This is a genomic window from Amycolatopsis sp. NPDC021455 (assembly GCF_040640995.1).
Classification (GTDB): Bacteria; Actinomycetota; Actinomycetes; order Mycobacteriales; family Pseudonocardiaceae; genus Amycolatopsis.
The window spans coordinates 19411-32200 of the sequence record NZ_JBFACT010000049.1 but is presented as its reverse complement, the minus strand read 5'-3'; the positions used below and the strand labels follow the sequence as shown (position 1 = coordinate 32200).

General features: G+C 71.0%; 10 protein-coding genes. 9 read left to right on the top strand and 1 reads right to left on the bottom strand.

Features of this window, described 5'->3' with window-relative positions; genetic code table 11:
• Positions 1 to 30: 30 nt before the first annotated feature.
• From AB0G28_RS35850 to mpaM, 8 genes are all read left to right on the top strand, one after another.
• Positions 31 to 1227, top strand: a complete 1197-nt coding sequence (locus AB0G28_RS35850; RefSeq protein WP_361099790.1) for a cytochrome P450 — start codon at positions 31 to 33, stop codon at positions 1225 to 1227.
• Positions 1228 to 1378: 151 nt separating this feature from the next.
• Positions 1379 to 2611, top strand: coding sequence for a cytochrome P450 (locus tag AB0G28_RS35845; protein WP_361099787.1), 1233 nt, complete (start codon positions 1379 to 1381; stop codon positions 2609 to 2611).
• 65 nt (positions 2612 to 2676) lie between these two features.
• On the top strand, positions 2677 to 4152 hold the full coding sequence (locus tag AB0G28_RS35840) for a tryptophan 7-halogenase (RefSeq protein WP_361099741.1): 1476 nt from the start codon (positions 2677 to 2679) through the stop codon (positions 4150 to 4152).
• A gap of 104 nt (positions 4153 to 4256) precedes the next feature.
• Positions 4257 to 5426: a glycosyltransferase gene (locus AB0G28_RS35835; RefSeq protein WP_361099738.1), complete on the top strand. Its 1170-nt coding sequence runs from the start codon at positions 4257 to 4259 to the stop codon at positions 5424 to 5426.
• Between the two features lie 43 nt (positions 5427 to 5469).
• Entirely contained in the window at positions 5470 to 6696 is a 1227-nt protein-coding gene (locus tag AB0G28_RS35830; protein ID WP_361099735.1) for a glycosyltransferase, read from the top strand.
• 149 nt (positions 6697 to 6845) lie between these two features.
• A complete protein-coding gene (locus AB0G28_RS35825; protein ID WP_361099732.1) occupies positions 6846 to 7664 on the top strand; it encodes a PIG-L family deacetylase in 819 nt (272 codons plus the stop codon).
• Between the two features lie 58 nt (positions 7665 to 7722).
• Positions 7723 to 9417, top strand: a complete 1695-nt coding sequence (locus tag AB0G28_RS35820; RefSeq protein ID WP_361099729.1) for a glycosyltransferase family 39 protein — start codon at positions 7723 to 7725, stop codon at positions 9415 to 9417.
• Positions 9418 to 9557: 140 nt separating this feature from the next.
• The gene (gene mpaM, locus AB0G28_RS35815; protein ID WP_361099727.1) at positions 9558 to 10379 is read left to right on the top strand and encodes a daptide-type RiPP biosynthesis methyltransferase; all 822 of its coding nucleotides are present in this window, start codon (positions 9558 to 9560) and stop codon (positions 10377 to 10379) included.
• A gap of 49 nt (positions 10380 to 10428) precedes the next feature.
• Here the strand turns inward: mpaM and AB0G28_RS35810 are convergent, their stop codons facing one another.
• Positions 10429 to 11715, bottom strand: a complete 1287-nt coding sequence (locus AB0G28_RS35810) for a PLP-dependent aminotransferase family protein (RefSeq protein WP_361099724.1) — start codon at positions 11713 to 11715, stop codon at positions 10429 to 10431.
• A gap of 169 nt (positions 11716 to 11884) precedes the next feature.
• On the opposite strand from AB0G28_RS35810, the gene AB0G28_RS35805 reads away from it, so the two are divergent.
• The gene (locus tag AB0G28_RS35805; RefSeq protein ID WP_361099721.1) at positions 11885 to 12745 is read left to right on the top strand and encodes an alpha/beta hydrolase; all 861 of its coding nucleotides are present in this window, start codon (positions 11885 to 11887) and stop codon (positions 12743 to 12745) included.
• Positions 12746 to 12790: the final 45 nt, after the last annotated feature.

Here is a 12790-nt window from a genome sequence, read left to right as displayed (position 1 = left end):
AATCGATGGAGGAGCTTTCCCTTGAGCGGCTTGAGTGGTGACGACCCGCGCCCGGTCCACATCAGACGGCAGGGCCTCGACCCGGCGGACGAGCTGCGTGCCGCCGGACAGCTGACGAAGGTCACCGTCGGATCCGGCGCGGACGCCGTGACGACCTGGATGGCCACCGGGTACGCCGTCGTCCGGCAGGTCATGGGCGATCATCGGAGGTTCAGCACCCGGCGCCGCTGGGACCGGCGGGACGGGATCGGCGGGGAAGGGATCTTCCGGCCGCGGGAGCTGGTCGGCAACCTGATGGACTACGACCCGCCCGAGCACACCCGGCTCCGGCAGCTGGTGACCCCGGCCTTCACCGTGCGGCGGATCCGCCGGATGCAGCCGGCGATCGAACGGATCGTGGCCGACCGGCTCGACGCCATGGAACGGGCGGGCTCACCGGCGGACCTGATCGAGTTGTTCGCCGACGAGGTGCCCGGAGCCGTGCTGTGCGAGCTGATCGGCGTGCCCCGGGACGACCGCGCCCTGTTCATGCAGCTGTGCCACGGGCACCTCGACGCCTCGCGCAGCGCACGGCGGCGTGCGGCCGCCGGCGAAGCGTTTTCCCGCTACCTGCTGGCCATGATGGCCAGGGAACGGAAGGACCCCGGGGAAGGGCTGATCGGCGCGATCGTCGCCGAACACGGCGACACCGTCACCGATGAGGAGCTGAGAGGCTTCTGCGTGCAGGTGATGCTCGCCGGCGACGACAACATCTCCGGCATGCTCGGGCTGGGAGCGCTGGCACTGCTGCGGAACCCCGGGCAGATCGCCGCACTGCGCGGCGACGACCAGGCGGCGGACCGGGCGGTCGACGAGCTGATCCGGTACCTGACCGTCCCGTACGCGCCGACCCCGCGGACGGCGATGGAGGACGTCACCATCGGCGGTCAGGTGATCAAGGCGGGGGAGACGGTGCTGTGCTCGCTCCCGATGGCCAACCGCGACCCGGCCCTGCGGCCGGATCCGGACCGCCTCGACGTCACCCGCGAGCCCGTTCCCCACGTCGCGTTCGGGCACGGCGTCCACCACTGCCTGGGCGCCTCGCTGGCCCGCCTGGAACTGCGCACCGCCTTCACCGCGCTGTGGCAGCGCTTTCCGGCGCTGCGGCTCGCGGATCCCACGCAGGAGACCATGTTCCGCCTCACCACCCCCGCGTACGGGTTGACCAGCCTGATGGTCGCCTGGTGATCGGTGGCGGATTTCCCTTCCCCACGGGCATTCCGGCTACGCCGTCCACAGGAGGCGGTGGACGTCCCGCCGGATCGCCGGTGAAACTGGGTCGCCGTCGTGTCGGACCGAAAGAGAGCAGTGACGAATGGCAGAGGTGCTTCAACCCGGTGTGGACGACGGTGTCGGCGAAGTCGCGCCGCTCCTGCCGACGACGGCGAACTACATGATGCGGACGGTGTGCGACCCGCACCGGGAAATGTTCGACCTCCGGGCGCACGGCCCCCTGGTCCGGATGATCGGGGAGGCGGACGCCCAGCTGGGTGTCGACTACGTCTGGCAGGCGATGGGCTACGACGTCGTGCGGAAGATCCTCGGTGATCACGAGAACTTCACGACGCGGCCCCGGCTGACCCAGTCGGAACCGGTGACCGGGAACGGGACGCACGTGGCCTCCCAGTTCGTCGGGCAGATTTCGACCTACGACCCGCCCGAGCACACCCGCCTGCGGCGGATGCTGACGCCGGAATTCACGGCCCGGCGGATCCGCCGGCTGGAACCGGTGATCCAGCGCCTCATCGACGACCGGCTCGACGAGATGGAGGCCGAGGGCGCACCCGCGGACCTGCAGGGCATGTTCGCCGATCCGGTCGGCGGCGGTGTCCTTTGTGAACTGCTCGGCATCCCGCGCGACGACCGGCGCGAGTTCATCCGCCGGGTCAGGCGCAACGTCGACTTCAACCGCGACCTCAAGGCCAGGACGGCCGACAGCGCGGCGTTCAACCGGTACCTGGACGGCCTCATCGCCCGGCAGCGGAAGGACCCCGACGAGGGCTTCCTCGGCAGGCTCGTGCGCGAGCACGGGGAGGACGTCACCGACGAGGAGCTCAGGGGCCTGAGCACCGCGCTGATCCTCGGCGGTGTCGAGACGGTCGCCGGGATGATCGGCTTCGGGGTGCTCGCCCTGCTGGACAGCCCCGAGCAGATAAAGTCGCTCTTCGCCGGCCGCGAGGAAGCCGATCGCGTGGTCAGCGAACTGGTGCGCTACCTCTCGCCCGTGCAGCAGCCGAATCCGCGCCTGGCCGTCAAGGACGTGGTCGTCGGCGGACAGCTGATCAAGGCCGGGGACTACGTCCTGTGCTCGATCCTCATGGCCAACCGGGACGAAGCGCTGACGCCGGACCCCAACGTCCTCGACGCGAACCGCGCGCCGGTCTCGGACGTCGGGTTCGGGCACGGCATCCACTACTGCATCGGTGCGGCGGTGGCCAGGGCGATGCTGCGCATCTCCTACCAGACGCTGTGGCGCCGGTTCCCCGGGCTGCGGCTGGCCGTGCCCGTCGAAGAAGTGAAGCACCGAAACGCTTTCGTCGACTGCCCGGACAAGCTGCCGGTCACCTGGTGACGGCCGGCCGGCCCGGTTTTCCCCCAGCCGCAACGGATAGACACTCGATCGAGGAATGGTGAGATATGCCGGTGGAAGAGTTCGACGTGGTGGTGGCCGGTGGCGGGCCGGGCGGCTCGACGGTGGCTTCGCTCGTGGCCATGCAGGGGCACCGCGTCCTGCTGCTGGAGAAGGAGGTTTTCCCGCGGTACCAGATCGGTGAGTCGCTGCTGCCCGCCACGGTGCACGGCGTGTGCCGGATGCTCGGCGTCTCCGACGAGCTGGCCGGCGCCGGGTTCCCGATCAAGCGCGGCGGCACGTTCCGCTGGGGTGCCCGGCCGGAGCCGTGGACGTTCCACTTCGGCATCTCGGCCAAGATGGCGGGCTCGACGTCGCACGCCTACCAGGTCGAGCGGGCGAAGTTCGACGAGATCCTGCTGAACAACGCCAAGCGCAAGGGCGTGGTCGTCCGGGAGGGGTGCGCGGTCACCGACGTGGTGGAGGAGGGCGAGCGGGTCACCGGCGCGCGGTACACCGACCCCGACGGCAACGAGCACGAAGTGTCGGCGCGGTTCGTGATCGACGCGTCGGGCAACAAGAGCCGGCTCTACACCAAGGTCGGCGGTTCCCGGAACTACTCCGAGTTCTTCCGCAGCCTCGCGCTGTTCGGCTACTTCGAAGGCGGCAAGCGGCTGCCCGCCCCGGTCTCGGGGAACATCCTGAGCGTGGCCTTCGACAGCGGCTGGTTCTGGTACATCCCGCTGAGCGACACGCTGACCAGCGTCGGCGCGGTGGTGCGCCGGGAAGACGCCGACAAGATCCAGGGTGACCGGGAGAAGGCCCTCAACACCCTGATCGCCGAGTGCCCGATGATTTCGGAGTACCTCGCGAACGCGAAGAGGGTGACCACCGGCAAGTACGGGGAGCTGCGGGTCCGCAAGGACTACTCCTACCAGCAGGAGAGCTACTGGCGGCCGGGGATGGTCCTGGTCGGCGACGCCGCGTGCTTCGTGGACCCCGTGTTCTCCTCCGGGGTGCACCTGGCGACCTACAGCGCGCTGCTCGCGGCCCGGTCGATCAACAGCGTCCTCGCCGGCGATCTGGACGAGAAGACCGCGTTGACCGAGTTCGAGGCGCGGTACCGCCGGGAGTACGGCGTGTTCTACGAGTTCCTCGTGTCCTTCTACCAGATGAACGTGAACGAAGAATCGTACTTCTGGCAGGCCAAGAAGGTCACGAACAACCAGAACACCGACATCGAGTCGTTCGTCGAGCTGATCGGCGGGGTGTCGTCCGGCGAGGCGGCGCTGACGGCGGCGGACCGGATCGCCGCGCGCAGCGCCGAGTTCGCCGCGGCCGTGGACGAGATGGCGGGCGGCGACGGCGACGACATGGTGCCGATGTTCAAGTCGCAGGTGGTCAAGCAGGCGATGCAGGAAGCCGGCCAGGTGCAGATGCGGGCGCTGCTCGGCGAGGACGCCGAACCGGAGCTGCCGCTGTTCCCCGGCGGGCTGGTCACCTCGCCCGACGGCATGAAGTGGCTGCCTTACCACCCGGCATGACGGCCGCGCACTTTCCGAGGGCGGTGACATCCGGGGCTTCGCCGCGGGCCGGGGGCTCCGCCACCCGGACCCCCGAAAACAGGTACGACGGAACAGGGTGAACGATGCGGGTGCTGATTTCGGGGTGCGGATCACGCGGGGACGTCGAACCGCTGGTGGCGTTGGCCGTGCGGGTGCGGGAGCTCGGCGCGGAGGTGCGGATGTGCGCGCCTCCGGACTACGTGGAGCGGTGCGCCGAGGCCGGCGTGCCCATGGTGCCGATCGGGCGGCCGGTGCGCGCGGGGGCCCGGCCCCCCGGGATGCCGCCGCCCGGGGCGCCCGAAGCCGCGGCCGAGGTGATCGCCGAGCAGTTCGCGCACGTCCCGGCGGCGGCCGAAGGGTGTGACGCGGTGCTGGCGAGCGGCCTGCTGCCGACCGCGGTCGCCGTGCGGTCGGTGGCCGAGAAGCTGGGTGTGCCCTACTTCTACGCCGTGTTGTGCCCGGACCACCTGCCGTCGGCCAACCGGGAACGCCGGGACCAGTACAACGAAGGCGTCGACCGGCTGGCCGGTGCCGCGGTCGACCGGGGGCGGGCCTCGATCGGCCTGCCCCCGGTGCGGAACCTCTTCGACTACGGCTACACCGAGCGGCCGTGGCTGGCGGCGGACCCGATCCTGGCCCCGCCGCCACCGGGGGACCAGGACACCGTGCAGACCGGCGCGTGGATCCTGCCCGACGAGCGGCCCCTCCCGCCGGAGGTGGTGGCGTTCCTGGACGCCGGGCCACCGCCGGTGTACGTGGGGTTCGGCAGCTCGCTCGGCACCGCGGGCGCCGACAAGGTGTCCATCGAAGCGATCCGGGCCCAGGGCCACCGGGTGATCCTCAACCGCGGCTGGGCCGATCTCGCCCTGCCCGACGACGGGGACGACTGCCTCGCCGTCGGCGACGTGAACCTCCAGGCACTGTTCGGCCGGGTGGCCGCCGCCGTGCACCACGACGGCGCGGGCACCTCGCACGTGGCCACGCGGGCCGGGGTCCCGCAGATCGTGGTCCGCCACATCATTCCCCAGGTGTACTACGCCGAGCGCGTGGCCGACCTGGGCATCGGTGCGGCGGTCGACGGTCCGGCCCCGGCCTTCGACGCCATGTCGGCGGCACTCCGCACGGCCCTGGCCCCGGAAACCCGCGCGCGGGCGGCGGACGTGGCCGGCCGGATCCGCGCCGACGGGGCCACGGTGGCGGCGGGGCTGCTGCTCGAAGCGGCCGGCCGGGAAAACCCGGCCGTTCCCGCGTGAACCGGGCCGGCGGGCCGAAAACCTACGGAACGGGGAATGCGTGATGCGTGTGTTGCTCTCGACGTCCGGAAGCCGCGGAGACGTCGAACCACTGCTGGCACTGGCGGTGGGGTTGCGGGCGCTCGGCGCCGAGGCGCTGGTGTGCGCACCGCCGGACTGCGCGGACCGGCTGGCCGAGGTCGGTGTGTCCCACGTGCCGGTCGGCCCGTCGGCGCGCGCGCCGATGCACGGCGGGGCGCGGCCGACCCCCGAGGACATGCGCCGATTCACCGCCGAGCTGATCGCCATCCAGTTCGACGAGCTTCCGGCGGCCGCCGAGGGGTGTGACGCGGTGGTGGCGACCGGAGTGCTGGCCGCCGCGCTCGGCGTCCGGTCGGTGGCCGAGAAACTGGGCATCCCCTACCGCTACGCCTTCCACTGCCCGATCTACGTGCCGTCGCCGCACTACCCGCCACCCCCGCCACTGGGCGAGCCGCCCGCGCGGGACGTGACCGACGTCCGCGAGCTGTGGGAGCGGAACAACCAGGGCGCGTACCGGCGGTTCGGGGACACGCTCAACGGCCTGCGGGCCGGGATCGGCCTGCCGCCGGTGGCGGACATCTACCGGTTCGGCTACACCGACCACCCGCTGCTGGCCGCGGATCCGCTCCTCGCCCCGCTGCAGCCGACGGACCTCGGTGCCGTGCAGACCGGCGCGTGGATCCTGCCCGACGAACGCCCGTTGCCCGCGGAGCTGGCGGCGTTCCTGGCGGCCGGCCCGCCGCCGGTGTACGTCGGCTTCGGCAGCTTGCCCGGCCCCGCCGACGCCGCCCGGGTGGCCATCGACGCGATCCGGGCCCGCGGCCACCGGGTACTCCTCTCCCGGGGCTGGGCCGGCCTGGACCTGATCGACGCCCGGGACGACTGTTTCGCCGTCGGCGAGGTGAACCACCAGGCGCTGTTCGGCCGGGTCGCCGCCGTCGTCCACCACGGCGGCGCGGGCACGACGACCACGGCCGCCCGCGCCGGCGCCCCCCAGGTTCTCGTGCCGCAGATGGCGGACCAGCCGTACTACGCCGGCCGCGTGGCCGAGCTGGGCATCGGTGTGGCACACGACGGGCCGGTCCCGACCGCCGGGTCGCTGTCGGCCGCGCTCGCCACGGCCCTGGCCCCGGAGACCCGTGCGCGAGCGACCGCCGTGGCGGGCCGGATCCGCCTCGACGGGGCCACGGTGGCCGCGCGGCTGCTGCTCGACGCGGCCACCCGGGAAACGTCGTCCGTTCCGGCCTAGACCGCACCGGGTCGATCCCCGGCTTCGCGTGTGGTGCGCCGAAGCCGGGGAATCCGCCGTGCGGCGCCGCGGCGCGCGTCCGGGGCGAGCGTGAGTCCGTCCAGAATCCCCTGTTGTGATGGGGCAATGCGGTCACCAGACTCATCACCATGGTCCAAGAATCCGGCCAGGCCCGGCTACTGGTGATTTCCCCCCATTTGAACGACGCGGTCCTTTCCTTCGGAGCCGGTCTCGCCCAGGCGAAGCAGGACGGCGCGCAGGTGACCGTTTTCACGGTGTTCGCCGGTACCGCGTCGCCGCCCTATTCTTCGGCGGCGACGCGATTGCACGGCCTCTGGGGCCTCACACCGGATCAGGACGCGTCGCTGTACCGCCGGAAAGAAGACATCGCCGCGCTCGGTCACCTGGGGGTGGGCCACCGGCACGGCCGGTTCCTGGATTCCATCTACCGCCGGTCGGCGGATGGCCAGTGGCTGGCGGAAAACGTGGCGGGACGGCAGAAGCTGCGCATCCGGTCTTCGGAATCGGACAGCGAACTGTTCGCCGAGGTCAAGGCGGAGATCGAAGCCGTCGTCGACGAGTTCGGCCCGACGCTGATCGTCACGTGCGCGGCGATCAGCAACCACATCGACAACGAGATCACGCGGGACGCCGCACTGCTCGTCGCGCGTGAGAAGGACATTCCCCTGCGCCTGTGGGAAGACCTCCCGCACGCGACCTTCATCTCGGGTGTCGTCGAACTGCCGGAGGGTTTCCGCGCCGGCGCTCCCGAATCCGGTTCCGTCACCGCGGAAGCGATGACGCTGAAGTTCCAGGCGCTCAAGCACTACACATCCCAGCTGCTGATGCTCGACGGGCCGGGCAAGGACCTGTTCGCCCAGCTGGAAGAACACGGCCGCAAGAACTCGCCGGACGGCGGATACGGGGAAACGACCTGGCCGGTCCTGGCTCGCGAAGGCAACGGCTGAGCGTCCGCAACTCGCCCCGATTCGCCGTCGACCCGCTCTCACGCCCGGAGGTACAGGAGTGTCCGCAACTCTCATCGATCCGCTGCCACCACGCCAGGATCCCGTGCCCGGCGGCGGTTCCCCCCGCTGGGCGGTGTGGCGTTCGCCGTCCGGTCAGCCGCGGTGGGCGCGGCCGGCGTTGCTGGGCATCGCCTTCGTGGCGGCGGTGCTTTACGCGTGGAACCTGGCTTCGGTCGACTTCGCGCCGATGTATTCGAACGTCGCCAAGAGCATGTCCGAGAGCTGGAAAGCGTTCTTCTACGGCACCGTCGACGCGCAGGGGACCTACGCGCTGGACAAGCTCGCCGGGTCGTTCGCACCCCAGGCCATCTCGGCCAGGATCTTCGGCTACCACCCTTGGTCGCTGGCGCTGCCGCAGGTGATCGAGGGCGTGGTTTCCGTGCTGGTGATGTACCGGGTCGTGCGGCGGTGGGCGGGCGTGGTGCCCGGCCTGCTCGCCGCGGGCATCTTCACCCTCACCCCGGTGGCGGCGTCGATGTTCGGGCACAGCATGGAGGACGGCGCACTGGTCATGTGCCTGGTGCTGGCCGTCGACGCCTACCAGCGTGCGGTTCTGGAAGGGCGGCTGCGGTCGCTGGTGTGGGCCGGAGTCTGGGTCGGGATCGGGTTCCAGGCCAAGATGCTGCAGGCGTGGACGATCCTGCCCGCGCTCGCGGTGGGCTACCTGCTGACCGCGCCGGTCGAAACGCGCCGCCGGCTGCAGCACCTGGGGATCGCCGGGGTGGTGACGCTGGCGGTGTCGCTGTCGTGGATCGCGCTCTACACCCTCACCCCGGACGGTTCCCGGCCCTACGTCGCCGGCACCACGAACGGCAGCGCCGCCGCCATGGTGTTCGGGTACAACGGTCTCTCGCGCGTGGGCATCGACCTGCCGGGCGCCAAGGAGTTCACCAACGACGGCGCGCAGATCGATCCGAAGGCCCCGCCCGAGCTGCTGGACATCCGCCCCACCATCAGGGGAAACCCGTGGGACGACCCGACGAAGGCGGCGAGCAGGGAGAACCCCACCGGCGCGGGCAAACTGTTCGACGGCAGCCTCGGCGTCGCGATCGCCTGGCTGTACCCGCTCACGATCCTGGCCCTGCTGTGCGGGCTCTGGTGGCGGCGCCGGGCCGAGCGCACCGATCCGCTGCGCGGCGGGCTGGTGATGTGGGGTGTCTGGCTGGTGACCCTGGGCCTGACCTTCACCGTGGCCGCGGTCCCGCACACGGCCTATGTGGGCTCGCTCGCGCCGCCGGTCGCCGCGCTTTCCGGGCTGGGCATCGTGATGTTCTGGCGGGCGTACCGGCGTGGTGGCGGCCGGGCGTGGATCCTGCCGGCCGTGGTCGCGGCCGAAACGGCATGGGCCGCTTGGCTTTGGTCGCACTACCCCGGTTTTCTGCCGTGGGCGAGGTGGGGCGCGCTCGCGCTCGGCGTGGTCGCCGTCGTCGTCCTCGTGCTCGCGCGGGTGGTCCGGTCCACCGCGGTGGTTTCGGCCGCGCTCGTCGCCGGTGTCGCGGCCGTGCTGGCCGCACCCGCCACCTATGCGATTTCCGTGCTCGACCCCGACTACGCCGGCGCGTCCTACGACGCCAATGCCGGGCCGGAGTCGGGCAAGATTCCGGCCGGGCCGGGAGCGGGCCGGATGCCGACCGGGCCGGCCGGGCCGGGCGGACCGGGCGGGGGAAAGCCGGGTGACGGCGGAGGCGGCTGAGCGGCGGGATTCCGCCGGCGGGCCGAGCCCGGGAACGACCCGGTTCCCGGGCTCGGCCCTGCCGGAAAACGGGTGGAATACCCGGCGTCGTCCATTCCCGGATTCTGCCGGAGACAAATTCACGACCGTATTCTGGCCGCATGAGTGATCGAATGGTGAGTGCACCGGTGCGGACCGCTCGCGCGGACGTCCTGCTGGCCTCGGTGGGGGAGCGGGGCATTCTGTGCGACTTCTACGACGAAGCCGCCGCGGACATCTACCGCGACATCCTGCACGAGGACTCGTGGGAAGCGGCGGAGTACGCCGGCCGCGTCCGGGGGACGGCCGGGCCGGTGCTGGAGCTCGCGGCCGGAACGGGCCGGCTGACCGTTCCGCTCCTGGACCTCGGCCGGGAGATCACCGCCCTCGAACTGTCGGGCGCGATGCTCGCCATCCTCCGGGAACGGCTGGCGGACGTGCCGGCGGCGCTGCGGGACCGCTGCACCGTCGTCCAAGGGGACATGAGCGCCTTCGAGCTGGACAGGCGCTTCGGCGCGGTCGTCATCAGCCCGGGCTCGATCAACCTCCTGAGCGAGGCCCAGCGGTCCGGTCTGTACGCGTCGGTCCGCGAACACCTCGAGCCCGGCGGGAAGTTCCTGCTCGGCGTGCCGGAGAAGGACACCGGCAAGCCGGACACGCTGGAGCGCTCCCAGGAGATCCCCGGGGGAAGCGGCAGGCGGTACGTGCTGCACGCCAGGCTGGTTCCGGCGGAGCGAGCCCGCGAAGTCACCATTTGCCCCGCCGACGAAACGGCGGACCCCTTCGTCGTCTGCACGAGCCGCATCAGTTTCGTCGACGCCGACCAGGTCGGGCGCGAGCTCGGGGAAGCCGGGTTCGACGTGCTCGAACGGGTCCCCCTCGTGTTCGGCGGGGGGCGCCACCAGGACGTGCTGCTGGTCGCGGCACCGAGCGGCGATCGCTAGCGGAACCCGGCGCGAGGGGCGGGGCCGAGTGCCCCGCCCCTCGCCGCGGTCAGGGCAGGCGGGCGGTGATGAGCGCGGCGAGCCGGGCGATGCCCTCTTCGATCAGTTCCGGGGTGAGCAGGCTGATCGACAGCCGCAGCTGGTTGAAGCCGCCCTTGCCGCCGAAGAAGTGGTGCATCGGGGTGAACAGCACGCCGTGGTCGCGGGCGGCGACGGCCAGCAGGTCGTCGTCGACGGTGAACGGCACGGTGACGGTGACGAAGAACCCGCCGGTCGGTGTGTTCCAGCGGACCCCGGCGCGGCCGCCGAGCCGTCGCTCGAGCTCGCCCAGCACGAGCCGCAGGTTGCGCTGGTAGACCGCGATCTCGCGGGCGTTCGCCTTGGTCAGGCTGAAGTCGTTGAGGAGCAGCTTCCCGGCGATCACCGCCTGGGCGATCGGCGAGGTGTTCACCGTGAGCATGCCCTTGAGCTTGGAGAGCTGGTCGGCGAGCAGGCCGCCGTCGGCCATCCGCTGGTCCGCCACGGTGTAGCCGACCCGGGCGCCGGGCATGCCGGTCTTGGCGAAGGATCCGATGTAGACCACGGTCCCCGACCGGTCGAGGGCCTTGAGCGTCGGCAGGCGCTCGGCTCCGAACAGCCCGTAGGCGTTGTCCTCCAGGAGCAGAATCCCGTTGGCCTCGGCGACTTCGAGGAGGCGGTGCCGGGCGGGCAGGTCCATGCTCGTGCCGGTGGGGTTGGCGAAGTTCGGTGTCACGTAACAGGCCCGGACCCGCTTGCCCTGCTCGTCGGCCCGCTTCAGCTGCAGGACCAGGTCGTCGGGGTCGATGCCGTTCTCGGTCGACCGCACCGGCCAGACCGGCGTGTCGGTGAGCAGTGCCGCCCCGGTCAGGCCGACGTAGGTCGGGGCCGGTGCGAGCAGCACGTCGTGCTCGGCCGCCCGCAGCGTGCGCAGCACCAGGAACATCGCCTCCTGCGCGCCCACGGTGACCACCACCGATTCCGGGGTGGCGTCGATGTTTTCGTCCTCGGCGAGGTTGCGGGCGATGAGGTCGGCGATGACGCCTTTCGTGGTGCCGTATTGGAAGAGCGTGCGGGTGACGCCCGCTTCGTCGAGCTTCCGGTCGCGGCGGAGGTGGTCGCAGTAGGCGTCGATGTAGGCGTGGATGAGCCGGATGTCGAAAAACTCTTCGTACGGCCGGCCTGCCGCCATGGAAATGGCCACAGGGTATTCGTCGATCAGCTCGTTCAGCAGGTTCATCGACGAGATGGCCGGATCGTTGAGCGACCCGTGCAGCGTTTCCATGCTCAATTGAGTGGACAGACCGTATGAATTCATGAATACTAGGATTTCCATACGTCGTCGGAGTGTCAAGCGAAAGCCGTGGACGCCGGTCTTTTCGCCTATTTCCGGCCATGTCCATTTCCGGCCACTCCGATTACTCGATCTTTGCCGGTACGGTCACCGGCGTGGATGACCTCCGATATCACCACGGGGGAGGAGCAGCATGCTGATGACGACCGAGGACGGGATCCGGTTGTCCTACCACGATCAGGGCGACGGCCCGCCGGTCCTGTTGCTGACCGGCACCGGGGCACCGAGCTCGGTGTGGGACCTGCACCAGGTCCCCGCGCTGCGCGCCGCGGGATTCCGGGTGATCACCATGGACAACCGGGGGATCCCGCCGAGCGACGAAGGTGCGGCCGGGTTCACCGTCGACGACCTCGTCGCGGACGTGGCCGCCCTGCTCGACTACCTCGACGCGACCCCGTGCCGGGTGGTCGGCACGTCGATGGGCGCCTACATCGCGCAGGAGCTGGCGCTGGCGCACCCCCGGTTGCTGGACGCGGTCGTGCTGATGGCGGCCTGCGGCCGGAGCAGTCTCGTCCAGCGGGTGCTCGCCGAAGCCGAGGCGGAGCTGATCGAACGGGGGACCGAGCTGCCGCCGGGTTACCGCGCCGCCGTGCGCGCGATGCACAACCTGGGGCCGGCCACCCTCGCCGACGACGATCTCGCCGCCGACTGGCTCGACCTGCTCGCGGCGTCGGACGACGGGGGACCGGGCGTCCGGGCGCAGTTGCTGCTGAGCGCGCTGCCCGACCGCCGCGAGGCCTACCGGGGGATCAAGGTGCCCTGCCACGTCATTTCGTTCGAGCACGACCTCGTGGCGCCGCCGTCCGCCGGAGCCGAGCTGGCCGAGGTGATCCCCGGCGCCACGCACCGCACGATCCCGGGGTGCGGGCACTTCGGCTACCTGGAGAAGCCGGAAGCGGTGAACCGCGAGCTGATCCACTTCCTCCGCATGGACTTCGGCGCCGTGACGACCGGGGCCTCCGTCACCCGGACCCGCGCGGAACGGCAAGCGTGACACCGGGCCTCGCCCCCTGACCCCCCGAGAATTCCGAGGAGACCG

Excerpts from the sequence above, each read along its gene's own strand:
- AB0G28_RS35840 (WP_361099741.1), top strand. The coding sequence starts at position 2,677 with ATGCCGGTGGAAGAGTTCGACGTGGTGGTGGCCGGTGGCGGGCCGGGC.
- AB0G28_RS35835 (WP_361099738.1), top strand. The coding sequence starts at position 4,257 with ATGCGGGTGCTGATTTCGGGGTGCGGATCACGCGGGGACGTCGAACCG.
- AB0G28_RS35830 (WP_361099735.1), top strand. The coding sequence starts at position 5,470 with ATGCGTGTGTTGCTCTCGACGTCCGGAAGCCGCGGAGACGTCGAACCA.
- AB0G28_RS35825 (WP_361099732.1), top strand. The coding sequence starts at position 6,846 with ATGGTCCAAGAATCCGGCCAGGCCCGGCTACTGGTGATTTCCCCCCAT.
- mpaM (WP_361099727.1), top strand. The coding sequence starts at position 9,558 with ATGAGTGATCGAATGGTGAGTGCACCGGTGCGGACCGCTCGCGCGGAC.
- AB0G28_RS35810 (WP_361099724.1), bottom strand. The coding sequence starts at position 11,715 with ATGAATTCATACGGTCTGTCCACTCAATTGAGCATGGAAACGCTGCAC.
- AB0G28_RS35805 (WP_361099721.1), top strand. The coding sequence starts at position 11,885 with ATGCTGATGACGACCGAGGACGGGATCCGGTTGTCCTACCACGATCAG.